Source organism: Pedobacter fastidiosus, from assembly GCF_014306625.1.
In the GTDB taxonomy this organism is placed as follows: domain Bacteria; phylum Bacteroidota; class Bacteroidia; order Sphingobacteriales; family Sphingobacteriaceae; genus Pedobacter; species Pedobacter fastidiosus.
In genome coordinates this window covers 121,475-148,261 of sequence record NZ_JACRYL010000011.1, presented here as the reverse complement: position 1 = coordinate 148,261, position 26,787 = coordinate 121,475, and the positions used below count along the sequence as shown (strand labels likewise).

General features: G+C 35.5%; 25 protein-coding genes. 14 read left to right on the top strand and 11 right to left on the bottom strand.

Annotated elements, in window-relative coordinates:
* Window positions 1-49 precede the first annotated feature (49 nt).
* Window positions 50-421 (top strand): BlaI/MecI/CopY family transcriptional regulator, encoded by a 372-nt coding sequence (locus H7U22_RS13835; protein WP_187071946.1) that lies wholly within the window; start codon window positions 50-52, stop codon window positions 419-421.
* Complete coding sequence (locus H7U22_RS13830) at window positions 418-2,007, top strand: M56 family metallopeptidase (RefSeq protein ID WP_187071945.1); 1,590 nt, start codon at window positions 418-420, stop codon at window positions 2,005-2,007. The genes H7U22_RS13835 and H7U22_RS13830 overlap by 4 nt, the downstream gene beginning before the upstream one ends.
* Here H7U22_RS13830 and rsmG read toward each other — a convergent pair whose 3' ends face one another.
* Both rsmG and H7U22_RS13820 read right to left on the bottom strand, forming a co-directional pair.
* Window positions 2,008-2,643 (bottom strand): 16S rRNA (guanine(527)-N(7))-methyltransferase RsmG, encoded by a 636-nt coding sequence (gene rsmG / locus H7U22_RS13825; RefSeq protein ID WP_187071944.1) that lies wholly within the window; start codon window positions 2,641-2,643, stop codon window positions 2,008-2,010. It abuts the gene before it with no gap.
* Between the two features lie 29 nt (window positions 2,644-2,672).
* Entirely contained in the window at window positions 2,673-3,659 is a 987-nt protein-coding gene (locus H7U22_RS13820) for a glycosyltransferase (protein ID WP_248284753.1), read from the bottom strand.
* A gap of 274 nt (window positions 3,660-3,933) precedes the next feature.
* On the opposite strand from H7U22_RS13820, the gene tgt reads away from it, so the two are divergent.
* The 5 genes from tgt to H7U22_RS13795 all read left to right on the top strand — a co-directional run bounded on the left by tgt (window position 3,934) and on the right by H7U22_RS13795 (window position 11,432).
* Entirely contained in the window at window positions 3,934-5,064 is a 1,131-nt protein-coding gene (gene tgt / locus H7U22_RS13815; RefSeq protein WP_187071943.1) for a tRNA guanosine(34) transglycosylase Tgt, read from the top strand.
* A gap of 1 nt (window position 5,065) precedes the next feature.
* Window positions 5,066-6,169, top strand: a complete 1,104-nt coding sequence (locus H7U22_RS13810; RefSeq protein ID WP_187071942.1) for an LptF/LptG family permease — start codon at window positions 5,066-5,068, stop codon at window positions 6,167-6,169.
* Entirely contained in the window at window positions 6,169-7,047 is an 879-nt protein-coding gene (locus H7U22_RS13805) for a DMT family transporter (protein ID WP_187071941.1), read from the top strand. Before H7U22_RS13810 ends, H7U22_RS13805 begins: the two co-directional genes overlap by 1 nt.
* A 1,276-nt stretch (window positions 7,048-8,323) precedes the next feature.
* Window positions 8,324-11,128: a hypothetical protein gene (locus H7U22_RS13800; protein ID WP_187071940.1), complete on the top strand. Its 2,805-nt coding sequence runs from the start codon at window positions 8,324-8,326 to the stop codon at window positions 11,126-11,128.
* A 25-nt stretch (window positions 11,129-11,153) separates the two neighbouring features.
* Complete coding sequence (locus tag H7U22_RS13795) at window positions 11,154-11,432, top strand: LapA family protein (RefSeq protein WP_187071939.1); 279 nt, start codon at window positions 11,154-11,156, stop codon at window positions 11,430-11,432.
* A 331-nt stretch (window positions 11,433-11,763) separates the two neighbouring features.
* Here the strand turns inward: H7U22_RS13795 and H7U22_RS13790 are convergent, their stop codons facing one another.
* From H7U22_RS13790 to ispE, 5 genes are all read right to left on the bottom strand, one after another.
* Window positions 11,764-12,060, bottom strand: a complete 297-nt coding sequence (locus tag H7U22_RS13790; protein ID WP_187071938.1) for a hypothetical protein — start codon at window positions 12,058-12,060, stop codon at window positions 11,764-11,766.
* A 65-nt stretch (window positions 12,061-12,125) separates the two neighbouring features.
* On the bottom strand, window positions 12,126-12,848 hold the full coding sequence (locus H7U22_RS13785; RefSeq protein WP_187071937.1) for a pirin family protein: 723 nt from the start codon (window positions 12,846-12,848) through the stop codon (window positions 12,126-12,128).
* A gap of 180 nt (window positions 12,849-13,028) precedes the next feature.
* The gene (locus tag H7U22_RS13780; protein WP_187071936.1) at window positions 13,029-14,201 is read right to left on the bottom strand and encodes a trans-sulfuration enzyme family protein; all 1,173 of its coding nucleotides are present in this window, start codon (window positions 14,199-14,201) and stop codon (window positions 13,029-13,031) included.
* 69 nt (window positions 14,202-14,270) lie between these two features.
* Window positions 14,271-14,690: an OsmC family protein gene (locus H7U22_RS13775; RefSeq protein ID WP_187071935.1), complete on the bottom strand. Its 420-nt coding sequence runs from the start codon at window positions 14,688-14,690 to the stop codon at window positions 14,271-14,273.
* Between the two features lie 156 nt (window positions 14,691-14,846).
* Complete coding sequence (ispE, locus tag H7U22_RS13770) at window positions 14,847-15,650, bottom strand: 4-(cytidine 5'-diphospho)-2-C-methyl-D-erythritol kinase (RefSeq protein WP_187071934.1); 804 nt, start codon at window positions 15,648-15,650, stop codon at window positions 14,847-14,849.
* Between the two features lie 203 nt (window positions 15,651-15,853).
* On the opposite strand from ispE, the gene H7U22_RS13765 reads away from it, so the two are divergent.
* The 7 genes from H7U22_RS13765 to H7U22_RS13735 all read left to right on the top strand — a co-directional run bounded on the left by H7U22_RS13765 (window position 15,854) and on the right by H7U22_RS13735 (window position 23,929).
* A complete protein-coding gene (locus H7U22_RS13765) occupies window positions 15,854-16,675 on the top strand; it encodes a thymidylate synthase (protein ID WP_187071933.1) in 822 nt (273 codons plus the stop codon).
* Window positions 16,676-16,698: 23 nt separating this feature from the next.
* Complete coding sequence (locus H7U22_RS13760) at window positions 16,699-16,902, top strand: hypothetical protein (RefSeq protein ID WP_187071932.1); 204 nt, start codon at window positions 16,699-16,701, stop codon at window positions 16,900-16,902.
* A 1-nt stretch (window position 16,903) separates the two neighbouring features.
* A complete protein-coding gene (locus H7U22_RS13755; protein WP_187071931.1) occupies window positions 16,904-17,176 on the top strand; it encodes a type II toxin-antitoxin system YafQ family toxin in 273 nt (90 codons plus the stop codon).
* Between the two features lie 22 nt (window positions 17,177-17,198).
* Window positions 17,199-17,708: a dihydrofolate reductase gene (locus H7U22_RS13750; protein ID WP_187071930.1), complete on the top strand. Its 510-nt coding sequence runs from the start codon at window positions 17,199-17,201 to the stop codon at window positions 17,706-17,708.
* A 402-nt stretch (window positions 17,709-18,110) separates the two neighbouring features.
* Window positions 18,111-21,092, top strand: a complete 2,982-nt coding sequence (gene secDF, locus H7U22_RS13745) for a protein translocase subunit SecDF (protein WP_187071929.1) — start codon at window positions 18,111-18,113, stop codon at window positions 21,090-21,092.
* A gap of 487 nt (window positions 21,093-21,579) precedes the next feature.
* A complete protein-coding gene (locus tag H7U22_RS13740; protein WP_187071928.1) occupies window positions 21,580-22,905 on the top strand; it encodes an NAD(P)/FAD-dependent oxidoreductase in 1,326 nt (441 codons plus the stop codon).
* Between the two features lie 163 nt (window positions 22,906-23,068).
* Complete coding sequence (locus tag H7U22_RS13735; protein ID WP_187071927.1) at window positions 23,069-23,929, top strand: hydroxymethylglutaryl-CoA lyase; 861 nt, start codon at window positions 23,069-23,071, stop codon at window positions 23,927-23,929.
* A gap of 140 nt (window positions 23,930-24,069) precedes the next feature.
* Here the strand turns inward: H7U22_RS13735 and H7U22_RS13730 are convergent, their stop codons facing one another.
* From H7U22_RS13730 to fbaA, 4 genes are all read right to left on the bottom strand, one after another.
* A complete protein-coding gene (locus H7U22_RS13730; protein WP_187071926.1) occupies window positions 24,070-24,363 on the bottom strand; it encodes a GIY-YIG nuclease family protein in 294 nt (97 codons plus the stop codon).
* Between the two features lie 172 nt (window positions 24,364-24,535).
* On the bottom strand, window positions 24,536-24,958 hold the full coding sequence (locus H7U22_RS13725) for a GNAT family N-acetyltransferase (protein WP_187071925.1): 423 nt from the start codon (window positions 24,956-24,958) through the stop codon (window positions 24,536-24,538).
* Window positions 24,958-25,440 carry a low affinity iron permease family protein gene (locus H7U22_RS13720; protein WP_187071924.1) on the bottom strand — a complete coding sequence of 161 codons (483 nt, stop codon included), beginning with the start codon at window positions 25,438-25,440 and terminating at the stop codon, window positions 24,958-24,960. The genes H7U22_RS13725 and H7U22_RS13720 overlap by 1 nt, the downstream gene beginning before the upstream one ends.
* Window positions 25,441-25,579: 139 nt before the next feature.
* On the bottom strand, window positions 25,580-26,659 hold the full coding sequence (fbaA, locus tag H7U22_RS13715) for a class II fructose-bisphosphate aldolase (protein ID WP_187071923.1): 1,080 nt from the start codon (window positions 26,657-26,659) through the stop codon (window positions 25,580-25,582).
* Between the last annotated feature and the right edge of the window lie 128 nt (window positions 26,660-26,787).

Genomic DNA, 26,787 nt, shown 5'->3' with positions numbered 1-26,787 from the left:
TATAAAAATAGTCGTATCTTCAATTAAGCAAACTACAAAAATAGTTACAATGGTAAAAGAACTAACAAAAGCAGAAGAACAAGTTATGCTAATCCTTTGGGACATGGGAGAAGCTTTGGTTAAAGACGTAATTGAAAAGATGAATGAACCTAAACCTGCCTATAATACGGTATCAACTGTTATAAGGGTTTTGGAGACTAAAGGTTTTGTAGATCATAAGGCTATTGGGAATACCTACATCTACTTCCCTATTGTAAAAGAAACTGATTACAAGCGTTTTGCGCTTGATAAGGTGATGAACAATTATTTCGAAAACTCTTATGAAAGTTTGGTTTCGTTTCTTGTAAAGGAAAAGAGCTTGACTAATGAAGAACTTAATGAGATTATTCAGTTGGCAGAAAAACTTAAAAAAGATAAATGATGAATTGGTTCTATTATTTACTCGAAGCAAACCTATACCTGATTTTATTTTACGGGTTTTACAGATTATTCTTGCACAAAGAAACATTCTATTCCGTAAACAGATTTTACTTATTGGCAACTAGCCTGCTGGCTTTTATACTTCCAATTATGCAGGTAAGCTATTTCAAAAAGCCTGAGGTTTTAGAAATTAATTATGCTCCTATTCAAGAAATTGATCAACTAAATGTTCAATTTTCAAAGTTACAAGCTCCCAATGAATCTATTTTTACGCTTAATAATACATTAATTACAATTTATTCAGCTGTAGCAATCTTATTCCTATTTAAGTTCATATTTAGCATTTATAAGATAATGCGGATGCAAAAAGGTGAATTCAAAATTTTAGAAAATGGCGTTAAACTAATAGATTTAAAAGGATCTAAAGTAGCATTTTCGTTTTTCAATTTGCTCTTCCTCGATCCTTTGCTTCCTGAAAAATGCACCATCCTTAAACACGAGTTCGTTCATATTAAACAAAAACATAGCGTAGATGTGATGTTTTTCGAAATTCTCCAAATTATAAATTGGTTCAACCCCATTACATATTTCATTAAAGAAGATGTAAAGCTAATACACGAATATCTAGCCGATGAGGAAATAACCAATTATGATGTTGAAAAGTACGACTATGCACTCTTTCTGATCAAAAATTCAACTGGAATTCAAGATTTAGCGCTCACCAATCAAATATTTAGTTCATCAATTTTAAAAAGAAGAATTAGCATGTTAAATCAAAAAAAATCAGCAAAATGGGCTAGGCTCAAATTACTATTTGCATTACCAATCATTGGAGGGATACTTTGCCTATCTACCATGGCATTTACCAAAGATTACGGTCTAGTAGATTTATTCCCAAAGAATATTAAATCTACTCAAGACACGAGCAAAATTAAATACACTACTATGAAAAATTTAGATAAGAATTCTAAGTTATTCACAACTGAGGTATCGGTTAATGCACAAAGAAATAAACAAACATCAAGAGAAAAACGATTAATAATCATCAACGGCGAAAAAATCGAGGATAACAATAAATTTTTCGCAGCTGCAAATTATGATAAAAAAACAGAGCTTAGTGCGGAAGAAGCTACTAAGAAGTACGGTTACGGAGCAAAATATGGTGCTATTGAGCTTTCTGGAAAAAACATTGAAGTTTTGAAAGACTTTCCTAAACCTCCACCAAACAAGGAAAATCAAAAGATAGGAACGCTTGAAAAAACTGTTTTATTGCCCCCTCCGCCTCCAATTGATATTAAAAACAATAATCTTAATAAACCATATAATATAGATATTGTAATGAATCGATCAGAAAGAGAAAAATTAGTGAGTCCAGCAACCGAAAAAGGGAAAAAATCAATTTCAATTTATACCACTCGTGGCGAGAAGGTTTTTATTACCTCAGATTATAAAAATGATTGGGATGGAAAAATTAATTCCTTTACAAAAAAGCCATTACCTGAAGGAAATTATTCATACGAGCTAATTATTACTCAAGGAAATGGAGCAAAATCAAAAATTATTAGAGGTTATATTACACTCATGTAACTATTGTGGCACGTAAACCACATATTTAGTTTCAAAAAATTCCTCCTCAAAATAAGCTGAAAGTGGATAAAGTTCTGCTTTCAGTTTTGATTCTTTAATTTCTTCATCTAAATCGCCACCTTTTAAATAAAGAATTCCATTTGGAATGGCATTTATCGCATCTTTCTTAAATTTTCCTTGAATCCAAGGATAAAATTCGCCCAAACGTGTAACGGCTCTCGAAACGATAAAATTAAATTTGTCTTTAATCTGTTCAGCTCTTAAATGATCTGCTTTTAAGTTTTCTAAACCTAATGCAGAAGCTACTTCTTTAACTACTTTGATCTTCTTCCCAATAGAATCTACCAAATGAAACTGGGTTTCTGGAAATAAAATTGCTAAAGGAATACCTGGAAAACCTCCTCCAGTACCTACATCCAATACGTTTTCTCCCGGTTTAAAAGTACATACTCTAGCAATCCCCAAAGAGTGTAAAACATGTCTTTCGTAAAGTTCTTCGATATCTTTTCTCGAAATTACATTGATCTGGGCATTCCAGAAGCTATATAATTCAAAGAGTTGAGCAAACTGAGCAATCTGTTTCTCAGTTAAATCAGGAAAATATTTTAAAACGATATCGGGCTTAACATCAAGCATAACTTTATTATTTCTTTAAGAATTACGAATTACTTCCAATTTACTTTTTTCTTTCCAAACATGGCTAAAAATCCATTTAAGGTTAAAAAGAAGAACAAAAGTATATCTAATATTGGGAACCACCAACGTAAATCGCTATAGTTTAAACGTTTCAATAATTTAGGATAAACGAAACATCTTATCGTTATGCTTAAACCCAACACGCCTAAGGCTAAATACTGCGCCTCTCTACTAAAAAACATACAAGCGACGAAGAAAGCATAAAACAAAAACTGAAAAATAATTTGAACGCTTAAAATGAATTTATGCTTCGACTTATACATCTTCCCAGCCCCAAAATGACGCTTTTTCTGTCTGAGGTAGCCACCCCATGTTTTATTTGGTTCGCTCCACACATGGCTTTCTTTATTCAGTTTTACAATTACATTATTACGATTTGCATGTGCATTAACAAATAAATCATCATCACCAGATGGAATATGCATATGCGCTGCAAAACCCTTGTTTTTAAAAAACAATGTTTTCTTATAAGCCATATTCCGTCCCACGCCCATGTAAGGCATACCTTTCAAGGCAAAAGACAAATAATTAACAGCAGTAAAAAAAGTTTCGAAACGGATAAGTGCATTTAATAAACCTCTCTTTTTAAGGTATGGAGAGTACGCTAAAAGGATCTCAATATTTTCATCTTCAGGCTGCTGCATGTCCATTAACCAGTTTTCTGTAGCTGGCGTACAATCTGCATCAGTAAAAACCAACCAATCGTATTTAGCCGCCTTAATACCCATTGTTACGGCAAATTTTTTCCCAGCGATAAATTTATCATTATCTAAAACCTTAACAACTTTTAAATTTTGATGATGTTTCTCAAGGTCTTCTAAAAATTCTTCCGTTCCATCCCATGATCTATCATTAACTACAACTACTTCAAAATCAGGGTAATTCTGATTTAAAACAGTTGGCAAATATTGTTTAAGATTAGCAATTTCGTTTCTGGCGCAGATAATAACACTCATTGGCTTACCTACAGTTTTGGGAATATCCTCAACCTTAGTGCGTGCTAATTTTAGGTGAACAAATAAAACATAATATAGTTGCACCACTAAGCAAAAAGCAAAGGCAGCGAACAAACAAATTTCGGGTAGAGTTAAGATCACGATGATAAAATAAATAGGCGCAAATTTCTCATTTTTAATCTGTAATCCCCTTTTATGTTGATAAAAAATTAAACAAAAATATGCCCTCAATTTTTGCTATTTTTGGCAGATTTTTGACGAGAAAAAATACCATATGAAATTTAGTTTACAAGCTAACGATCCGCTTTCAAAAGCCAGAGCAGGAACCATTACAACTGCGCACGGCGAAATACAGACACCTATTTTTATGCCCGTAGGAACTGCCGGAACCGTAAAAGCTGTACACCAACGAGAACTTAAAGACGATATTGACGCCAAAATTATTCTTGGCAATACTTACCATTTATATTTAAGACCAGGACTTGATATTTTAGAAAGCGCTGGTGGCTTACATAAATTTATTGGTTGGGATAGGCCAATTTTAACAGATAGTGGTGGCTACCAAGTGTACTCTTTAAGTAAAGTTCGTAAAATTAAAGAAGAGGGCGTTACTTTTCACTCGCACATTGATGGATCTAAACATCTATTTACGCCAGAATATGCAATGGATATTCAGCGCACAATCGGTGCCGATATTATTATGGCATTTGATGAATGCACCCCTTATCCTTGCGATTATAACTATGCAGCTCAGTCTATCAAGATGACGCATCGATGGTTAAAACGGTGCTGTACGCGGTTTGATACCACTGAACCCAAATACGGTTTCGATCAAACTCTTTTTCCAATCGTTCAAGGCTCTGTATATAAAGATCTTAGAATAAAATCAGCAGAGTTTATTGCCAGCATGAATCGTGAAGGAAATGCCATTGGTGGATTATCAGTTGGCGAACCTGCCGAAGAAATGTATGCAATGACAGAAGTTGTATGTGATATATTACCATACGAAAAACCACGTTATTTAATGGGTGTAGGTACACCAATAAATATTTTGGAAAATATAGCACTCGGAGTTGATATGTTTGATTGCGTAATGCCAACTAGAAATGCCCGAAACGGAATGTTATTTACTAGAAATGGCATTATTAACATTAGAAACAAAAAATGGGCAGATGATTTTTCTCCTTTAGATGCCGAAAGCGATTTACATGCAGATTTAGTAACCAGTAAAGCATATTTAAGGCATTTAGTGCACAGTAAGGAAATGCTTGGCGCACAAATTGCAACACTCCATAATTTACATTTCTACCTTTGGTTGGTTAAACAGGCCAGAGAGAAAATATTAACCGGAGAGTTTTATGAATGGAAAAACAAAATGGTTAAAATACTAGGGAACAAGCTATAAAATGAGCATAATCAAAGGGAACATTAAAATTATCGACCGATATATTATCGGAAAATACTTGGGTACATTTATTTATACTCTGGCAATTTTTGTAATTATTATTGTTGTTTTCGATTTATCAGAAAAACTAGATGATTTTTTAAGCAGTGGATTAAGCTTTTGGGGCATTTTAACAAAATATTATGCAGGGTCAATCCCATTCTATGTTAATATGCTTTCTCCGTTAATCAACTTTATTGCCGTAATTTTCTTTACTGCAAAAATGGCTGATCAAACTGAAATTGTGCCTATACTAAGCGGAGGCGTTAGTTTTAATCGCTTTTTATTCCCGTATCTGGTTTCTGCAACCATTATATTTTCAGCCAATTTAGTATCCAACCTTTACATTCTCCCTTACACAAATACGCTTAAAAACAACTTCGAAAATACTTACGTAAAGCGAAACGATCCTTCTACAAAACAGAATATCCATATGAAATTGGATGACAAAACTTACATTTACATAGAAAGTTTTGACAATAAAACCAATTCTGGATACAGGTTTTCATTGGATAATTTTAATGGTGATGTTTTAACCAAAAAGATTGTTGCAGATAACATTAAATGGGATTCATTAAAACGTAAATGGCAATTATCTAATTATTCTATCCGCAAAATTGACGGACTGAAAGAGTCTATGATTTATGGAAACGGTAAACTTAAAGATACCATTCTAGATATGCGTCCGGATGATTTTTCGGCTTATGATAATGTTGTTCAGAACCTGACAACCAAAGAGCTGGCAGAGAAAATTAGGAAGGAACGAACCCGTGGAACAGGAATTATGAACGATTTAATGTTTGAGCAGTATAAACGTTATCTACATCCATTATCTGCCTTTGTACTCACTTTAATCGGCGTAGCGTTATCATCAAGAAAGGTTCGCGGTGGCGTTGGTGTATCATTGGGGATAGGAATCTTCTTAAGCTTTGCATACATCGTATTTAATCAATTTACGCAAATGTTTTCTACCAAGGGCGGATTACCGCCATTTATTGCGGTATTGGCGCCAACTATTTTCTTCGGTCTTTTAGGTTTGTACCTACTTAAAAGAGCACCAAAATAATGGAAGCAAATAAAAAGAACCTCCTGATTCTTCACCTTACTGTATTAATTTGGGGCTTTACTGGAGTGCTTGGAAAAGTGATTTCTATAGATGCAGTCCCGATGGTTTGGTACCGAGTTTTAATTGCTACATCGACACTTTTCGCCTATTTTCTGATTACAAAAACCAACATAAAAGTTAGTAAAAAACAGTTTATGCAGTTCTTTTTAACAGGCGGAATTGTAGCCATTCACTGGATCTTTTTCTTTCATGCTATTAAAGTTTCCACGGTTTCAGTAACCTTGGTATGCCTCTCGTCCTTCACTTTATTTACTGCAATATTAGAACCTTTAATTAAAAAACAACCCCTTCATTTAGGTGATATTTTGGTTGGCTTGATCATCATCTTTGGCATTTATATGATTTTTAAGTTCGAAGGGCAATACACTTTGGGTATCATATTTGGCCTTTTAGCAGCCTTTGCAGCTAGCCTATTTTCGACCATCAACTCTACATTTATTCATAAAAGTGAAGCTTCTATTATCGGTTTCTATGAGCTTGTTGGCGGCTTATTTTGGATTACCTTATACCGCTTATACGATGGATCCCTACTTAATATGCACTTTAATTTAAGCACAAAAGATTGGATTTTCCTTGTAGTTTTAGGAACATTTTGCACCTCTGTTGCCTACGTTGCTGGTGTATCTGTAATGCGAACTTTATCTGCTTTTCGTGTGGCTTTGGTAACCAATCTCGAACCTGTTTACGGAATCATTTTAGCCTTCATTTTCTTCAAAAACAAAGAGCAAATGACGGGCGGATTTTACATTGGAGCGGTGATTATTTTAACCACAATTTTTCTTTACCCCATCTATAAAAAGAGAAAAAATCAGCTGTAATTTTGATATTTAAGCCTACAACATTCTACCGAAAATCTCCTAAATAAAGATTCATTTTAATCCCGAAATTTGTTTAATATTTGGGCTTAAACGCTATCCAATCTAGCCGTAAATCATCATTGCTTAGTGCCTACTGAAGAGGGTTATAACATCTAGTTAGGGCTCATCTTTAAGGATAAAATGAGACTAAACAACATCTATTTTAGTTCTTAAATCATATAATTTAGAATAAGAAAATGGTATAAAAATACGGGCAGATTCTAAGATATTCCATAAGGTGAAGAAGCCTGTAAAGCGGAAAAACAACTGTAAATAGGCAATATGTTATTGCTGATCCTGTAAAATGCATTTCGTAAAACAAAACTCGATAAAACTTAAAAAACTGCCTTTAAGCATGCTTGAACATAGATATTACCACCATTTAAAAAAAATCCCATAAAAGTAAATTTAAGGCTTCCCAACACTAAATAAACGCTATATTCTGCATTATCATCGCAATTTCATAGGCGTAATAGGCCAAAAAATCTTAAAACCCTATACAAGAAAAGAGAGATTGATGTTAAAAACTCAAGAAAAACATCAGTGTTTTTCACAAAAATGCCCTCTGTTTAAATCTTATAAAAGGTCAAGATTTTATTATTTGGAGTTTGGGTTTTGAGAAAACATTACAGTTATTCATAAAAAATAACACCAATATGAACGGCCATAAAAAGCGACATCCTGTCACACATCACAGTTTTACTGGAATATCTTTAGTCAATCCAAAAACCAAATGAACAATAAAATCATCAAAAACCTTAATAATTTTCAACAAAAATTTTAGCAAAATCAGAGCATAAAACCTTAGATAAATAGCAAAAATTAATCTCCAAAAACGACAAATAAAGCCGCTCAATTTTGATTTTTTCTACGAATTTACCACTAAGAATCTTGAGTAATTCAACGAAATATTGAAGATAATTAGATGAAATTTTCAATTAAAATCCCTTAGAAAACCTATACAACACTCAAAAATGGAGTGAAAATTTTTCAAGAAAATCAATTAATTAGTGTACATTAATGCCGTAATAATACAAGGATCTGAAAAGGGCAAAAACCATATATTTTTATCCTAATAACTAGTTTTAAACTCTTAAAAATCAACTTTTAACTGATTTATATAAATATCATATTAATTTAAAAATCAATTACTTATAATATCTTACTTAAATTAATAATCAATAATTATTGATACACTCAAAAACAATAAAACTAAATATTTTAGCAAACCATTTAGATGCATACACATAAACACAACAAACATCAATTTATCAGATACTTAAGCACGATTACTTTAAGTTTTATTTCACTAACCGTTTTTGGGCAAATATTCAGCACTGAACAGAACCCACTTAGTGTAAAATGGAACTATATAAACTCTGGCGGGTTTAAAATCATTTATCCAGAGGAGCTTGAAAAAGAAGCACAAAGAATGGCCAATACCCTACCCTACATATACCCAAAGGTTGGCTTAGGTTTAAGGCAACAAAAAACTTCGATTCCGCTAGTGCTTCAGAACCGTGGAACCTTAGCAAATGGCTTCGTTCAGCTTGCACCAAAGAAGTCTGAATTCTATGCTACACCTCCACAGTATTTTGATAGTCAAGATTGGTTAAACAACCTAGCTGTACACGAGCTAAGGCATGTTGCCCAATTTGACAAATTGACAGGAAACCAAGCGCACCCTTTCCCCGAGCTGGTTTACTTTGCTTATTTCGGAGCTGGCATTCCAACTTGGTTTTTTGAAGGTGATGCCGTTGTTAACGAAACTGCTTTGACTTATTCAGGACGAGGCAGACAGCCCAATTGGATCATGCCTATTCGAGCTTCAATTTTAGAAGGCAAAAAATTCTCCTACAGCAAAGCTTATTTTGGATCGAATAAAAATGTAACTCCAGGTTATTACCAAACGGGCTATTTGATGGTTGCAGACATGAAGGAAAAGTATGGAAAATTCATTTCAGATAGTTTGCTTGGAGACATCAGAAAACGCCCGTTTAGACTTTATCCATTTTCGCAAAGCTTGAAAAAATTTACAGACAAAAACACGAAAGAATATTTTCTTGCCACTCAAACCAAACTCGAAGAAAAATGGAAACTTCAAGATCAGAAGTCACCATCAGAAAACTATGAAAGTTTGAATGCTAAACCAGCGCTTGCAACTAACTATTTCCTTCCGGCTAGGTTGAACAAAAATCAGATTTTAGCGCTCAAAGAAAGCAAGCAGGATGCACGATATTTTGTCATCATAAACGCTGATAAAACAGAGCAAAAATTATTCGGAATTGGTTATCAGGAACAGCCTTGGTTTAGCTTAAAAAACGACGTGTTGGTTTGGGATGAAATCCGGTACGACCCTAGATACAAACAGCAAAGTTATAGCGTAATTTGTTCTTACAATTTCAAAACAAAAAAGTTTAAAAAACTAAGCAGTAAAAGTCGCCTCTTCTCTCCCAGCCTTTCTGGCGATGGAAAAAAATTGGTGGCCGTAAAAGTCGATTTGAGTAACCAGTTTAACTTGGTCGAAATTGAAACATCAACTGGCGAGATTTTGAAAACTTACCCTAACTTAGAAAATCAAATTCTTCAAACACCAACCTTCGACAGCTGGGGGAATAAAATTGCTTACATCAGCCTTAGCGAAAAAGGAAAAAGTTTGTGGCTAATTGAGGGCACAAAAAAAACACAGCTAATTCCAGATACGAGACAGCAATTAAGTCGCCCAATTTTTATTGGCTCTAAAATCGCTTTTAATGCGCACTATAACGGGATTGATAATATTTACGACGTTGACATCGCCTCGAAGAAAATAAGTGCTCTAAGCGATTCAAAATACGGCGCATTTAATCCAACGGAAACTGCCGATGGCAAAATCACTTTTAACAATTATAAAATTGATGGCTATGAGATAGCCGAGAAAGCCCTCATTGAAAAAAGCGTAGGAAAAAATGAGTTTATAGATTTCGCATCCACAGCCGAGAAGCAAGAAAATGTGGGTAATGTTTTTGAAAAGGTTCCAGAAAATAAGTTTGAATCGAAACGCTATCATCAAGGATTAAATCTTTTTAGTTTACACAGCATTATCCCAGTAATTGATGATGAGTACAGCTTTGGTCTTGAGCTTCAATCTAACAATTTGCTCAACACCATGGATTTTTATGCAGGCGCTAAATACCATCGAGATTTGGCTAGATTCGAATACACGGCAGACGTGAGTTATAAGGCACTTTACCCTGTATTAAGCGTTGCATATAGGAACAGGCCGAAACGAACGTTCTACAATACTAAAACTGGCGTAAAACAAGGGGACTGGAGAGAGAACTATACCAAGCTAAATGCTTCCGTTCCAGTTTCATTTAACGCCATGAACCATAACTACTCTTTTGCGCTTAATGTTGCCACAAGTTTTACGCAACGATATATGGCGGAGAATATGCCGAGCAACTTCATTACCACGCTCAAATTCCCTATGGAGTATAATTTCACTTTTAATCACAGTGTTCGTACAACAGAAAGAGATATTGCGCCGAAATGGGCACAGGTTTTTAGAGTAACTTATGATAACCAGCCTTTCGATAAAAATTTAAAAGGTGAAATTCTTGCCTTAGAAAGTTTTCTTTATTTCCCAGGATTTGCAAAAAACCATTCTTTTTTGGCCAGTTTTAATTATCAAAAGGCAAATGGCGTAAATCAGTATGCAACCGAAATTGCCACCGTTTATGGCTACAATAACATTTTAGCAAAGAGTAAATTAGAGAATAGCTTACTTTTTAATTACCGTTTTCCATTTGCTTTTCCAGATTGGGAACTCGGTTCTTTGGCGTACGTCCGCAATTTTAGAGCGGGTTTATTTTGCCATTATGAAAACATTGGGGTAGATACAAACATCGGTCAACCTAAAACTTACGGCGTAGAATTGAACAGTAGTTTAAACATTTTGAGGTATCAACCTGTTGTTGATGTTGGGGCGAGACTTGTTTTTGTTAACCAAATTTACAATCAAAACCCGATATTAGAGTTTTCATTTAACTATAGCTTTTAACACAAAAATACTCAATTAAACAACTATGAGCGGAAAAACCATCTTCATCATCATCCTAACAGCCTTATTAACTATATTTTTAATGGTGAATACTGAGCCAGTCGATTTCGATTTCTTAGTTACAACCGTTGCCGTTTCTAAACTTTTAGTTATTGGAATTTGCATCATCATTGGTTTTATTATCGGTTTTACAGTTGGCCGACCAAGAAAAACCGTGAGCAGTTATGATGATGAGATTGAAAAAAATCAACCAGTTTCTAATAAAAAGGAATTGAGTGATAAGGATAGGGATTACATCTCCTAGTGTTGTCGGATTTTCTGAATGTTTTTTTTGGAAAGCAAAGCCTAGACTTTAATTAATGGTTAGTCTGGCTTTACGCTAAATCTTTTAAAAACTTCCGTTATGCAAATGCATAAAGTATCTGTTTCATCGGAGGAGGATTCTTCGTGCCTCAGAATGACAGCGTGAACAAAGTTGCTGCTAATTTTAAAAGGATATCGCTGCAATCCCGTCTAGAAAACAAGAAAACTGCTACTATTTGAGTTTCCTTGGCGAGATACCTAAAAACCTACAGGATTTTAGTTTTGACAACTTTCTTTCTCTTGTGCTATTAAAGTTGTCAAAGCTTATATACTTAACCTAAAGCAGTCATAATTTCCCCATAAAGCAAACCACTTCCACCACCGTAATGCTGAATGATTTTCACTTTGGGCCTTAAAGCAAGTAGCTTGTTTCTTAATTGAGTTTCTTCTTCTTGATTTATTCCGTTACCAAGTAATATTAAATCAATTTCTTGCTCCTTGCAAATCGAAATCCCCTCTTCATCTGTACAAACACAAATACCCTTCCATTCTGGTCGGGCATTGAGCAAGCGATTCATCACAATGGTAATTTCTGTATCTCTGCCGATATAAAGTATGGTGGTTTGCATATTTTTAAAATAAATAAACCTCGTAGGTTTTAAAAACCTACGAGGTTTGGTAAAAAAATTAATTATTAATTCAATTCCATTGGAAGATCCATTAACAACACTTGCGCATCTGCAGTATTTGCTTTAAAGCTGATGCTATCAGTATCCCAAATACCTAAACCATCTCTTTTGCTTAATGTTTGTCCATCAATGGTAACTTCACCACTAATTACGAAAGCATAAACACCGTTCCCAGCTTTTTTGATTTTGTATTCAGTTTCAAAACCTTCATCAAACTTACCCAATGAAAACCATGCATCTTGCTGAATCCAAACGCCTGCATCATCTGCACTTGGCGATAAAATTTGCTGAAAGTTGTTGTGCATAGCCTCAACGTCTAAAGTTTGTTGATCATAACGTGGTGTAACGTTTTTCTTGTTAGGGAATAACCAAATCTGTAATAAATTCAATTGCTCATCCGCCAATGCGTTATATTCGCTATGGCTAACACCTGTACCGGCACTCATAACCTGGATTTCTCCGCTTTTAATTACTGCTGAATTGCCCATGCTATCTTTGTGAGCAATGGCTCCAGCTAATGGAATCGTAATGATTTCCATATTATCGTGTGGGTGAGTTCCAAAACCCATTCCACCATCAATCAAGTCATCATTTAAAACCCTTAAAACTCCAAAGTGCATTCTTTCAGGATTGTAATAGTTAGCAAAGCTGAATGAGTGGTGAGCGTTTAACCAACCATGATTTGCATGGCCTCTGGTGTTTTCTTTGTGCAAAATAAACTGTGACATAAATTTCCTTTCTTGTTTATGATACAAATTTACTGCAGCTGGAGAACCTGTGCATTGATGTAGGGTAAGTAATACCAGGATTTATGGATTAAAGGATTTTCAAGATTATAGGGCAAAAAAAAAGCGAGGTGGAAAAACAAACTTGCTTTTCCACCTCGCCTGTAATTCCCCTTTAGGGGGCTAGGGGGTTTTTAGCGCTTGCTCAATATCAGCAAGAATATCATTTATATGCTCCAATCCTATTGATAAACGAATAGAACCTTGTTCAATACCAACAATATTGCGTTCTTCTTCAGTTAGTTTACTGTGCGTACTCGTTGCCGGATGCGTTGCGATTGAACGTGTATCGGCTAAGTTTGCCGAGATAGAGAACATTTTTAGTCCATCCATAAACTTGCTGGCGCCCTCCACTCCACCCTCAACAACAATGGTCACGATTCCTCCACCTTGTTTCATTTGCTTTTTGGCAATTTCATACTGAGGGTGCGATGGCAAAAACGGATATTTAACCAATTTAATTTTTGGGTGGCTTTCTAAATATTCTGCAACTTTTAAAGCGTTCTCGCAATGGCGATCCATACGAACAGCCAATGTTTCTAAACTCTTTGATAAAATCCATGCGTTAAAAGGAGATAAAGAAGGACCGCTATGGCGGGCAAAGTTCATTACTTCTGTAATTAAATCCTTTCTTCCTAAAATCACCCCACCCAATACACGCCCTTGTCCGTCGATGTATTTTGTAGCCGAGTGAATTGAAATATGAGCGCCCAAAGCAATTGGCTGCTGCAAATATGGCGTTGCAAAACAATTATCAACCACCAAAAGCTGATTGTGTTTCTTTGCAAGATTTCCCAAAAATTCTAAATCGATAATGTCGATACCAGGGTTTGATGGTGTTTCAACAAAAATCATTTTAGTATTTGGTTTGATTAATCCTTCCCAATCTTCTGGTTTATCCAAATCTGCATAATCAAAAGTTACGCCCCATTTAGAAAAAACATTGGTAAGCAATTGGTGTGTAGAACCAAAAACCGAGCGACTAGAAACGATATGATCGCCATTTTTTAGGAAAGCACCAAAAGTTGTAAAAATGGCCGCCATTCCTGTTGCTGTAGCGAAACCATCTTCTGCACCTTCTAATAAGCACATTTTTTCTATAAATTCTGATGTATTGGGATTTGCATAACGACTATATACATTTCCTTCTTTCTCATTTGCAAATAAGGCACGCATTTCTTCAGCATCATCAAATTTGTAGCTTGATGTTAAATAAATTGGAGAAGAATGCTCTTTATGTAAACTACGTTCTACTTGAGTGCGGATTGCTATGGTTTCAAAATTTTCGGATTTCATTTTGTTTGTGATATGAGTATTGAGATTTGTGATAGGAGATTCCAGACCTTAAGCCATAAGCCTTTTACCCTAAACCTTATTTATTTTGTAAGTAAAATTAATTTTTGCAGACCGACCTAAAATATTCGATACGGAGCAATATTTATCGAAAGTCATGAATAAGGCTCGCTCTACTTTTGCTGTGCTTAAATCGCCGAATAAATCGAAATGAATATTAATCACATCAAAAATTGGAGGCATCTCTTCATCTTTACGTGTTGCATTAATCGCGATCTTAATATCATTTAGTGGCTCTTTCTGTTTAGTGAGTACATTAACCATATCAATTCCGCTACAACCACCGAGGCCAATTAAAAGCATTTCCATTGGCCTAAAGCCTTTGCCCTCGCCACCAATGGCTTCTTTCGCATCTAATTCGACAGTAAAACCGCTCTCATTTTCTGCTTCAAAATTAAATTTTCCGCTTTTGCGGATCAGATTTATGTTCATTTTAGCCCCTCCCCAACCCTCCCCAGAGAGGAGGGAGTACAAGTCGTTTAAATTATTATTAGTATTAAGCAGTTAGTATCGAGCATCAAGGCCATTAACTAACCATATAAATTAAATTCTCCACATCTATGCTCCAAGCGCCATGCGCTAAGCAACCTAAATGTTGTAGAATACTAAGTTGTTTTTTTCCAGTTCAGGCAGTTTAACGGGTTCGTTAAAAATTGCAAAAACCGACGAACCGCTACCACTCATTAAAGCGAATGTTGCGCCTGCATCGTATAAACTGGTTTTTATTTGATGAATTTGGGGATACTTTGCGAAAACCGAGATTTCGAAATCGTTGATAACCTTATTTTTCCATGTTGTTGGCGACAAATGTATGATTTCTTTTAAGGATTGCAAAGGCTTTTGAGGTTTTACAAGTGCATAAGCATCAGCCGTACTTACGTGTACAGGCGGTTTTATCAAAACTTTAAACCAAGCTGACAAATCTACTTCGCATTTCTCAAATTCATCGCCTTTATTATATGCATAAACTGGTTTATTCTCGATAAAGAAAGCACAATCTGCACCAAGCTGACGGGCATAGTCTTCCATTTGAATTATAGATAAACCTAAACTAAATTTATCGTTCAATAATTTGATTAGAAAAGCACAATCTGCCGAACCTCCTCCTAAGCCTGCTCCAACTGGGATATTTTTCAATAAATTAATTTGTTGTGCAGGAATGTCAAAATCTCGTTTAACGAGATTGTAAGCCTTTACACATAAATTATCATTAGCATTACCAGGAATATCAATGCCATGAATTTTACAGGAAGTAAATTCAGCATCGGTAATTTCAACTGAATCCTTAATATCAATTGGATAAAAAACAGTTTCGAGGTTATGGTAACCATCTGCTCGTTTTTCAGTAATGTTTAAACCCAGATTTATTTTTGCGTTTGGAAAGGATAACATGCAGATTTGAGATTTGAGATTTGAGATTTGAGATTTTTCCCCTCAAAGCCAAATACATTGCTGATGCAAACATACAACAATCAGAACAAAGTTAGAAAATGGTTAGTGTGGATAAAAAGGCACCTTAGGATTTCAGTAATTTTAGATATTTGTAACTAATAATTTATCCACAATTTAAAAGCCCTTTTAAGGGTTTAGCATATATGAAACAATATTTAGATTTAATGCAGCATGTGCTGGATAACGGAGCACAAAAACACGACCGTACAGGAACAGGAACCATCAGCGTTTTTGGTTATCAAATGCGATTTAATTTGCAGGAAGGTTTCCCGATGGTTACGACGAAGAAACTGCATTTAAAATCTATAGTTCATGAACTAATATGGTTTTTAACTGGCGATACCAACATTAAATACCTAAAAGATAATGGCGTTCGCATTTGGGATGAATGGGCTGACGAAGATGGGAACTTAGGTCCGGTTTATGGTTCGCAGTGGAGAAGTTGGCCAACACCTGATGGACAGTCCATCGACCAGATTACCAATATAATCAACACCATAAAAAACAATCCTGATTCGCGGAGAATCATTGTTTCGGCTTGGAACGTTGCAGAAATAGAGAATATGGCATTGCCTCCTTGTCATGCTTTTTTTCAGTTTTATGTAGCACCCCCTAACCCCCTGAAGGGGGAAACAAAAGGTACGCTTAGTTTGCAACTATACCAGCGCAGTGCCGATATTTTCTTGGGTGTTCCTTTCAATATCGCATCCTATGCATTGTTAACCATGATGGTTGCTCAGGTTTGCGGTCTGGAGGCTGGCGACTTCGTACATACTTTAGGCGATGCGCATTTGTATAACAATCACATCGAACAAGCACATTTACAATTAAGTAGAGAAACAAAATCTTTGCCAACAATGAAAATTAATCCTGATGTGAAAAGCATCTTCGATTTTAAATTTGAAGATTTCACTTTGGAGAATTATGAGGCGCATCCACATATTAAAGGAATAGTGGCAGTGTAACCGAGTAATTAGTATATTTGTGTATGGAAACTTTTTTAATTAGTGTACCCGAGAAAAAAACTAGTTTAGTTAAGCAACTTTTAAAAGAGTTGGGTGTTGTAATTAATGCCGAACTGGAAAAAAGTCCTAATAAAACGACTCTATCATCAATGGATAAAACCAGTAAAGGCAAAGATTTGACCAAATCTTCTAGTCATGCTGATTTAATGCAAAAGTTGAATTCTTAATATGTACGATATATCTTTTTCAAATCAATTTAAGAAAGATTATAAACGCTCCGTAAAACGAAATTATGATATTACTCTTTTGGAGGTCGTTCTTGAAATCCTAAGAGAAAATGGTGCACTACCACCAAAATATAAACCTCATATTTTGAGCGGAAATTATGATGGTTTTTGGGAGTGCCATATAAAAGGAGATTGGTTAATGACTTGGCTTCAAAACGATATAAAAAAAGAAATCTACCTAGATAGATTAGGAACTCACTCCGATTTATTTTAAAAATCAACAACTTATTTTACTAATGACCAATGAACCAAAAAGCCCTTCGCTTTGCATAGCCGTTGCCGTAGGCGAAAATTTTGCAATAGGAAAAAACAATCAGCTTTTATGGCATATGCCTGCCGATTTAAAATTCTTTAAGCAAACCACTTCCAGTCATACGGTTGTTATGGGGCGTAAGACTTTTGATTCTGTTGGCAGACCATTACCAAATCGCAGAAATATTGTGATTACAAGAGATTCCGCGTTAAAAATTGATGGCGTTGAGGTTGTGAATAGTTTGGATGAGGCCTTGGAAATTACTCAAAACGAAGAAAAACCGGTATTCATTGTTGGTGGTGCCGAAATTTACCGTCAGGCTTTACCAAAAACGGGTACACTTTATCTAACTACGATACACCATACTTTCGATGCAGATACTTTCTTCCCTGCGATTGATAGGAATGAGTGGGAATTGATTAGTTCTGACGCTCATAAAGCAGATGAAAAGAATAAATATGATTATACTTTCGAGGTTTTAAAGAGGAAGTAAATTGAAAAGTCGTCATTGCGAGGCACGAAGCAATCTTACTTCAACGGGTTTTTAGCAAACGCATTAAGATTGCTTCGTGCCTCGCAATGGACTATAGCCTAAAGTTGCTACCTAAACCCGATATTAGCGACAGCCTCCGTCCCGATAGTTATCGGGATTCATCGGAGCTACAGCGGTTAGCGGGACCGAACCAAAGCCAAAAGCTACCGTAATTGCTTTCCAAATAATTTTAACGTTTAAAATAAAAAGCTCAAGCAAGTTCTGCGTAACAAAAGCAGCTTTATTACCCTATAAAAATTAATGTTAATAAATTATCAATTAAGGGGTTCTATAATTTAAAAATTTAATTAGATTTGCCGACTTGTTAAAAAACAGCGAAAGACAAATTATTTTAAACAAACAATGCAAGGAAAAGGTTTTATTAAGTTTATAGCGATAGTATTAGCTATCGTTTGTGCGTATGCACTTTCTTTTACTCTGGTAGCATCCAGCGTAGAAAAAGACGCAAAAAACTATGCGAAAGGTGATTTAGCCAAAGAGAAGGCTTACTTAGATTCGATGAGTACTGAGAAAGTTTATCCAGTTGTTGGATTTACTTACGGAGAGGTTAAAGCGAAAGAGATTAATTTAGGCTTAGACTTAAAAGGCGGAATGAACGTAACGATGGAGATATCGTTAGCTGAATTGGTTAAATCTTTAGCGGGCAACCCTACTGATGCTAACTTTAACAAAGCAATTCAAAATGCTCAGATCCAACTAAACGCTGGTGGTAAAGATTACATCAAAATATTTGTTGATGAATTTGAAAAATTAAGCCCAGGTGTAAAACTTGCAGATTACTTTTCTAACCAAGACAATGCTTCTCAGTTAAAAGCAAGCGCAAGCAATAGCGATGTAGAATCTTTCTTAGAGAAAGAAGCAACAAGTGCTATCGACCGTTCGTTTACCGTTTTGCGTTCTCGTATTGATGGTTTCGGAGTTGTGAGTCCGAACATGCAAAAACAAGAAGGCAGTAATCGTATCTTAATCGAAATGCCAGGTGTGCAGGATAAAGATCGTATTGCTAAACTTTTACAAGGTTCTGCCGAATTACAATTTTGGCAAGTTTACCAAGTACAAGAGGTTGCGCCTTTACTAGAAAATATAAACAAAACCTTAGCGGCAACTTTAAAAGTTGCAATTCCTGCTAAAACAGATACAACAGCGAAAACTGCTGAAGGCGGTAAATTAGCTGGTTTAGAAAAAGCTTCGGCTAAAGATAGTACAGATAAAGGTGGCAAACTTGCTGGCTTAGGTAAAAAAGATTCTACTGCTGTAAGAGCTGAGTTGGCAAAATCTAACCCACTATACGCAGTTTTAAACTTACCAATTTATCAAGGCGAAAACGGACAACAACAACTTATGCCAGGTGCGGTTGTTGGTATGTCGTTGCAAAAAGATACGGCTAAAGTTAATGCTTACTTAAAACTTCCAGAAGTTGTTGCTGCAATTCCTTCTACAATGAAGTTTATGTGGAGCGTTAAGCCAAGAGAAGGTTCTAAAGTTTTCGAACTATATGCAATTAAGGTTGTTAGTGCTGATGGCAAACCAGATTTAGGTGGTGAAGCAATTAGTGATTCTCGTGCAGACTTTGACCAAAAAGGCAAACCAGAAGTAACCATGTACATGACCAGTGAAGGTGCTGCGAAATGGAAAAAAATTACTGCGGAAGCTGCTGCTGATGCAAACAATAAAAAATCTATTGCAATTGTATTGGATAACATGGTTTATTCTGCGCCTACGGTTCAGAATGAAATTGCTGGAGGTGTTTCATCAATCACTGGTAACTTTACCCAAGCAGATACAAAAGATTTATCAAACATTTTAAAAGCTGGTAAATTACCTGCTCCTGCTCGTATTGCTGGTAGCTATGTAGTTGGTCCAACTTTAGGTGCTCAAGCGATCCACGATGGTTTAATTTCGTTCGTAATTGCGTTTATCGTAATCTTAATCTTCATGGCATTGTATTATCACCGTGCAGGTTGGGTTGCTAACTTTGCGTTGTTAATCAACTTATTCTTCATCATTGGTATTTTGGTATCATTAGGTGCAGTTTTAACATTGCCTGGTATCGCTGGTATCGTATTAACCATCGGTTTATCGGTAGATGCGAACATCCTAATTTTTGAGCGTGTACGTGAAGAACTTGCGCATGGCAAGAATACGGCAACTGCAATTAAAGAAGGTTTTAAACATGCAATGCCATCAATCATTGACTCAAACGTTACCTTATTTATATTAGGTGCAATCCTTTACGTTTTCGGTAGCGGTCCAGTTCAAGGTTTTGCAACCACTTTATGTATCGGTATTCTTTCTTCATTATTTGCTGCTGTAGCAATTTCGAGAGTTGTTTTTGAATCATTATTAAGTAGAAAAGTAGATATCAGTTTCGATAATAACTTTACACGTAATGCTTTCAAAAACTTATCATTCAACTTTGTAGGCCGTCGTAAAATATACTACATCATCTCTACCATAATTATTATTGCTGGTATCGGTATGTATTTCAAAAATGGCGGTTTAAACTTAGGTGTAGATTTTAAAGGTGGTAGAACTTATTTGGTTCATTTCGATAAAGCTGTTAACACAGAAGATTTAAAAGCAAAATTAAACCCTGTATTCGGTAACGAAACACCAGAGGTTAAAACTGCTGGAGAAGATAGCCAAGTAAAAATTACAACTACTTTCCATATCGAAGATCAAGATATTAAAACGGACAAAGTTGTTGAAGATGCATTGAACAAAGGTTTGGCCGGTTCTAAATATGAGGTTGTAAGCTCGCAAAAAGTTACGCCAATTATCGCTAGCGATATTGTAAATGGTGCTTTCTACGCAGTATTGATCTCATGTTTATTCATGTTTATCTATATCGTAGTACGATTCAAAAAATGGCAATATGGTTTAGGTGCGGTTATCGCATTATTCCATGATGTTTTAATGGTACTTTCTTTCTACACTATTTTAGATGGTATTATGCCATTCTCACTAGAAATTGGTCAAGATTTTATCGCAGCTATCTTAACCGTTATGGGTTACACCATGACAGAAACAGTGGTTGTGTTTGACCGTATCCGTGAGAAACTAAAAGAATCTGGCAAAGAAGATTTACATGGCGAAGAGCGTAACAACTTAATCAACTTCGCTTTGAACAGTACATTAAGTCGTACCATTTTGACTTCATTAACTGTATTCTTCGTGTTATTGGTAATCTTTATTTTCGGTGGCGATAGCATCCGCGGATTTATCTTCGCACTGTTAATCGGTCGTATCATTGGTACGTACTCATCATTATGTATCTCTACTCCTATCGTAATCGATTTAGGTAGTTCTGCAGAGAAAAAATAAGATTTCAAAATCTTGAAAATATTTTGAACGCCTTCCCAATAAATTGGGAGGGCGTTTTTTTTTACCTCACCCTTTGAAAGAAAGCAGTAGGGTGGATTTTGTGATAACCCTTTCCAAAAGTGAAGAGGCCTCACCCTTTGAGAGGCAGAAGTAAGGCGAGTATTGAAGCAGCCCTCTCCAGAAGAGAGGGTTTCGGCAGACTGTACTTTCAACCCAAGGGTTCAAACCACATTTCTTTGTTTCCCTCTCTCCCGGAGAGGGATTGAGATGCCATTGCCAAAGCATAACCATTCATAGGGTGAGGCTTTCATGCTCGCTCCCATCAGGTTTATTTAACAAAGTTTCTCCTTTAAAACTATCAAAAACCCTTTCCGTCACATCACCGTTATATCTTAAGTATTATTCGATTTGAAGACTGACAAAACCTCGATTCTTAAACCTTTTGGCTATCTTTTTGTTACATTAGCAACAGATAAACCAATAGAAAATGGATTTACAACTTCCGAAAAGCGAATACCCAAGAGTAGTAATAGTTGGCGGTGGATTTGGTGGGATAGAATTAGCTAAGAGATTAAAAAACAAACCCTTTCAAGTGGTTATGTTAGATAAGCATAACTATCATACTTTTCAGCCTTTACTTTATCAGGTAGCTACAGGGGGTTTAGAGGCAGATTCCATTGCTTTCCCTTTACGGAAGATTTTTAAGGGGCAGAAAAATTTAATTTTTAGAGTTACAAAAGTGACTGAAGTTAATGCTGCCGAAAATTGTTTGCTTACAGATATTGGCAAAATTAATTATGACTATTTAGTTATTGCAACAGGCTCTACCAGTAATTTTTTTGGCAATAAAGAAATTGAAGCCAATTCAATGCCAATGAAATCTATTCCTGAGGCATTAGACTTAAGAAGCTTAATTCTGCAAAATTTTGAAAAATCATTAATCGAAACTGATGCGGATAAAAAAAGTGCTCTACTAAACTTTGTAGTTGTAGGTGGAGGACCAACCGGTGTAGAAACCTCTGGTGCAATTGCAGAGCTTAAAAAACATGTTATTCCAAATGATTATCCAGAGATGGATTTGAGCAAGGTTAATATATATTTAGTCGAAAACTCACCCGAACTTCTCGGCGTAATGTCTCCTCAAGCACAGCAAAAATCTAAAGATTTCTTAACTGAAATGGGTGTTCAGGTTATGAATGAAACACGAGTTTTGGGTTATGATGGCCATACCCTTACGCTTCAAGATAAACCTTCGATATTAAGCGCTACCGTGATTTGGAGCGCAGGCGTAAAGGGAGAAGTATTGGCAGGCTTAGATAAAGCTGAAATAGTTCGTGGTGGAAGATTAAAAACCGATACTCAGAACTTAGTAGTTGGTTATCCTAACGTTTATGCTATTGGAGATGTTTCTGCCATTATTACCGAAGAGACACCAAACGGCCATCCAGGTGTTGCGCCAGCAGCAATTCAGCAAGGTCATCAATTGGCTAAAAATTTAATCAATATTGTTGAGAACAAACCCTTAGAAAAATTTAAATATTTCGATAAAGGTTCTATGGCGACAGTGGGAAGAAACAAGGCAGTTGTAGATATCGGTAAAATTCGCTTTCAAGGCGTATTTGCCTGGTTTACTTGGATGTTTGTGCATTTAATGACTTTAGTTGGCTTTAGGAACAAAATTATTGTTTTCATAAATTGGCTTTGGAGCTACTTTAGTTATGATCGTGGTACAAGATTAATTATCAGAACTTTTGCAAAAGACAGAAGCATAGATTACCGAGAAGAGGTGACTGCAGTTAAAGAAGTTCATTAGGTTCATTGGTCATTGGTTATTGGTTATTAGTTATTAGTTATTAGTTATTAGTTATTAGTTATTAGTTATTAAGGCAACTCTAGATCTTGACAATTGTTTTCTTAGGTTTTATTTTCTTCTTTGTGAAAAACTTTGTCCAACTTGCCTGTAAATCAAAGGAAAAATGAGTCAAAAAGAATTCAAATTAGTAGAGTGTCCACGTGATGCGATGCAGGGATTACATGATTTTATTTCAACTGAGCTTAAATCGGAATACCTAAATTTATTACTGCAAGTTGGATTTGATACGCTTGATTTCGGCAGTTTTGTTTCGCCTAAAGCTATTCCGCAAATGGCAGATACAGCAGAGGTTTTAGATAATCTTGATTTGAGCGGTACATCAACAAAGCTTTTAGCTATTGTAGCTAATTTACGAGGTGTAGAAGATGCTGTAAAACATAAACAGATACACTACCTCGGTTTTCCGTTTTCAATCTCGGAAACTTTTCAGCAACGTAATACAAATTCTAGCATATCAGAATCTCTAAATACAGTAGAAGAAATGCTATCTCTTTGCGATAAAAACAATAAAAAAGCAGTTATTTACCTATCAATGGGTTTCGGAAATCATTATGGTGATGAATGGAATTATGAAATTGTAGAAAAATGGGCCGATGCTTTAGTAGGCAAAGGTGTAGAAATTCTTTCTTTAGCGGATACCGTTGGTGTTTCTACTCCGGAAAAGATAGAAAATATTCTGCCAAATTTGATCGATAGATTTAAGGATACTGAAATTGGTGTTCATTTACACTCTGCTCCTCATGAACGCTTTGAAAAAATTGAGGCAGCCTACAACTCTGGTGTTAAGCGAATAGATTCTGCTTTAAAAGGTTTTGGTGGTTGCCCAATGGCTGCTGATGATTTAACAGGAAATATTGCAACTGAAGATGTAATTGCTTATTTGAATAGCAGGGGAGAAAATTTAGAGATTAATATGGAGAAGTGGAATGAGGCGATAGCTTTATCAGGGAAGATATTTGGATAAGATTTTTTTACTTTATTAACGAGAATCGTCATTGCGAGGCACGAAGCATTCCTACTACTTTGGGTGGGAATTAATTTCACTGGAACTCTTTTTACAAGCGAACGCATTAAGATTGCTTCGTACCTCGCAATGACGTGAGCCTAATTCAATTCATCATATAAATCCTTCCAACTCGGATTTAACCTGATAATTAAATCAATTTTTTGCTGACGATTTCCGCCCTTTATTCTTTTTTCTTCAGCTATAGCATCTTCAATTGTTGGAAAAAACATAAAATACACCAGCTTAAAGCACTTGTATTTTGAAGTAAAACTCTTTGGATATTCGTTATTTTTATGTTGCCAAATTCTACTTTCTAACTCGGAAGTTACTCCAGTATAAAAAATAGTGTTAAAGGAGTTTGTCATGATGTAAACGCAACCACCTCTTTCCATCTTGTGTCTTTTTAAACTTTTATATATCTTGAAATTGCTTATTCGACCTAATAGTATTTTGCAACGGTCGTCATTGCGAGGCACGAAGCAATCCTACAACGATGAGTGGGAATTAATTTTGAATGAATCCTTTTAATAACAAACGCTTGCCTCGCAATGACGACAACTTTGTTTAAACACTCTTAACCATCTTAAAATGCTGAATTCCAGCTTCTTCAAACTGATCTCCTTCGGCAACAAAACCAAACTTAGCATACAAGCTCATGGCATCTAACTGAGAATTCAAATAAATATAATGTGCATCTTCTGGCAAATCAGACAAGGCCTCTGCAATTAAAGCACGGCCAACACCTTGACCTCTAAATTCTTTAAGTACAGCAAAACGTTCTAGTTTATAACCATTATCCGTTTTACGCCATCTACAAGCACCGCAAGGCTGGCCATTGTTGGTTGCAAGAAAATGTATTGATTCATCTTCATGCTCCCATTCTAACTCCGGGGGACAATTCTGCTCCTCTACAAATACAATTTTACGGATCGCAAATACTTTATCTAAATCTTCGGGGTGGTTAACTTTTTGGACTAGCAGACTCATTATTTATGGTGTTTAAAATGTTTATTCGTTTTCAATTTCATTTCATTTAGTTCCTTTGCAACATCAATGGAATGAGAGCAATGAATATCGGCCTCTTTTTTGGCAAGTGTAGCAATTGTAACATAAAATTTATGTAACTGATCTAACTCTTTTTCGCTTAAATCTTCAATATCAACCATTCTATTGCTTGCGCCCTGTTGAGCCGCTATAAGTTCATTCAGCTTTAACTGAATGGCTTTACCATCTTTATTCTGTGCTTTCTGAATTAAGAAAACCATTAAAAAAGTAATAATTGTTGTCCCTGTATTGATTACCAATTGCCAAGTTTCAGAGTAATTAAATAGCGGACCAGTTACAGCCCAAATTAGTACTATGGCAGTCGCAGAAATAAAAGCAACAGAACTTCCAGTAAACTTGGTTGCAGCATTGGCAAACTTTTCAAAAAAATTATTTTTTTTGGTATCAGATTTAGATTTTGTCATCACAATTTGTTTGCTTAAATATAGCATAAAACAAACAAAAGCGCCATAAGTTTTACAACCTATGGCGCTTTTATAAAATTATTAGATGAATGATTTTTGAATGACTTAATAATTAATTCATTTTAAAAATCAAAAATTATTACAACTTATCGTTAGCATTGATACAGTTTAAATCTTCGAAAGCACTAGTTAAACGCTTAACAAAAGTTTCTTCACCTTTACGTAACCAAACGCGAGGATCATAATATTTTTTGTTTGGTTTATCATCACCATCAGGGTTACCAATTTGACCTTGAAGATAAGCTTCGTTCTTTTTATAATATTCTAAAATACCTTCCCAAAATGCCCATTGCATATCAGTATCGATATTCATTTTAATTGCTCCATAAGAAATTGCTTCTCTAATTTCTTCCTGAGATGAACCTGAACCACCATGGAAAACAAAATTAATTGGTTTCTCTGCAGTTAATCCAAATTTCTCTTTAACGAAATCTTGAGAATTTTTCAAAATTACCGGTTGCAACTTAACGTTACCTGGCTTATACACGCCGTGAACATTGCCGAAAGCAGCTGCAACTGTGAAACGAGGAGAAACTTTACTTAATTCTTCGTAAGCATAAGCAACCTCACTTGGTTGAGTATATAATTTCGAGCTATCTACATCGCTGTTGTCTACGCCATCTTCCTCACCACCTGTCACACCAAGTTCGATTTCGATAGTCATATTCATTTTAGCCATACGAGCTAAATATTTAGCAGAAATTTCCATGTTTTCTTCAATCGGTTCTTCCGATAAATCCAACATGTGCGATGAAAACAAAGGTTTTCCGGTTTCAGCGAAGAATTTTTCTCCATGGTCTAAAAGGCCATCAATCCAAGGCAATAATTTTTTAGCGGCGTGGTCTGTATGTAAAACCACGGCAACACCATAATGCTCTGCCAATAAATGTACATGTTTAGCTGCCGATACAGCACCTAAAATACATGCTTGCAATTTCTCGTTATCTAAAGTTTTACCCGCATAAAACTGGGCACCACCATTAGATAATTGAATCATAACAGGCGAATTTACTGCCTTAGCAGTTTCCAATACCGCATTAACCGTATTTGTACCGGTTACGTTTACTGCTGGTAATGCAAACTGATGTTTTTTAGCCTGCTCAAACAATTCTTGAACGGCATCTCCGTAAATTACGCCTTTGTAGCCTTTTAAACTCATTTCTTGTTAATTTTATTAAGTCCGAAGTTATAAAAAAAAATAACATTTTATACTTTTATAACAATACATTTATTTGTTTAACAACCAAATAAGGCGTATTTAGTGTAAAATCTACATTATCCATCGTG

Coding starts and splice junctions, on each gene's coding strand:
- H7U22_RS13835 (WP_187071946.1), top strand. CDS start 50: ATGGTAAAAGAACTAACAAAAGCAGAAGAACAAGTTATGCTAATCCTT.
- H7U22_RS13830 (WP_187071945.1), top strand. CDS start 418: ATGATGAATTGGTTCTATTATTTACTCGAAGCAAACCTATACCTGATT.
- rsmG (WP_187071944.1), bottom strand. CDS start 2,643: ATGCTTGATGTTAAGCCCGATATCGTTTTAAAATATTTTCCTGATTTA.
- H7U22_RS13820 (WP_248284753.1), bottom strand. CDS start 3,659: ATGAGTGTTATTATCTGCGCCAGAAACGAAATTGCTAATCTTAAACAA.
- tgt (WP_187071943.1), top strand. CDS start 3,934: ATGAAATTTAGTTTACAAGCTAACGATCCGCTTTCAAAAGCCAGAGCA.
- H7U22_RS13810 (WP_187071942.1), top strand. CDS start 5,066: ATGAGCATAATCAAAGGGAACATTAAAATTATCGACCGATATATTATC.
- H7U22_RS13805 (WP_187071941.1), top strand. CDS start 6,169: ATGGAAGCAAATAAAAAGAACCTCCTGATTCTTCACCTTACTGTATTA.
- H7U22_RS13800 (WP_187071940.1), top strand. CDS start 8,324: ATGCATACACATAAACACAACAAACATCAATTTATCAGATACTTAAGC.
- H7U22_RS13795 (WP_187071939.1), top strand. CDS start 11,154: ATGAGCGGAAAAACCATCTTCATCATCATCCTAACAGCCTTATTAACT.
- H7U22_RS13790 (WP_187071938.1), bottom strand. CDS start 12,060: ATGCAAACCACCATACTTTATATCGGCAGAGATACAGAAATTACCATT.
- H7U22_RS13785 (WP_187071937.1), bottom strand. CDS start 12,848: ATGTCACAGTTTATTTTGCACAAAGAAAACACCAGAGGCCATGCAAAT.
- H7U22_RS13780 (WP_187071936.1), bottom strand. CDS start 14,201: ATGAAATCCGAAAATTTTGAAACCATAGCAATCCGCACTCAAGTAGAA.
- H7U22_RS13775 (WP_187071935.1), bottom strand. CDS start 14,690: ATGAACATAAATCTGATCCGCAAAAGCGGAAAATTTAATTTTGAAGCA.
- ispE (WP_187071934.1), bottom strand. CDS start 15,650: ATGTTATCCTTTCCAAACGCAAAAATAAATCTGGGTTTAAACATTACT.
- H7U22_RS13765 (WP_187071933.1), top strand. CDS start 15,854: ATGAAACAATATTTAGATTTAATGCAGCATGTGCTGGATAACGGAGCA.
- H7U22_RS13760 (WP_187071932.1), top strand. CDS start 16,699: ATGGAAACTTTTTTAATTAGTGTACCCGAGAAAAAAACTAGTTTAGTT.
- H7U22_RS13755 (WP_187071931.1), top strand. CDS start 16,904: ATGTACGATATATCTTTTTCAAATCAATTTAAGAAAGATTATAAACGC.
- H7U22_RS13750 (WP_187071930.1), top strand. CDS start 17,199: ATGACCAATGAACCAAAAAGCCCTTCGCTTTGCATAGCCGTTGCCGTA.
- secDF (WP_187071929.1), top strand. CDS start 18,111: ATGCAAGGAAAAGGTTTTATTAAGTTTATAGCGATAGTATTAGCTATC.
- H7U22_RS13740 (WP_187071928.1), top strand. CDS start 21,580: ATGGATTTACAACTTCCGAAAAGCGAATACCCAAGAGTAGTAATAGTT.
- H7U22_RS13735 (WP_187071927.1), top strand. CDS start 23,069: ATGAGTCAAAAAGAATTCAAATTAGTAGAGTGTCCACGTGATGCGATG.
- H7U22_RS13730 (WP_187071926.1), bottom strand. CDS start 24,363: ATGGAAAGAGGTGGTTGCGTTTACATCATGACAAACTCCTTTAACACT.
- H7U22_RS13725 (WP_187071925.1), bottom strand. CDS start 24,958: ATGAGTCTGCTAGTCCAAAAAGTTAACCACCCCGAAGATTTAGATAAA.
- H7U22_RS13720 (WP_187071924.1), bottom strand. CDS start 25,440: ATGACAAAATCTAAATCTGATACCAAAAAAAATAATTTTTTTGAAAAG.
- fbaA (WP_187071923.1), bottom strand. CDS start 26,659: ATGAGTTTAAAAGGCTACAAAGGCGTAATTTACGGAGATGCCGTTCAA.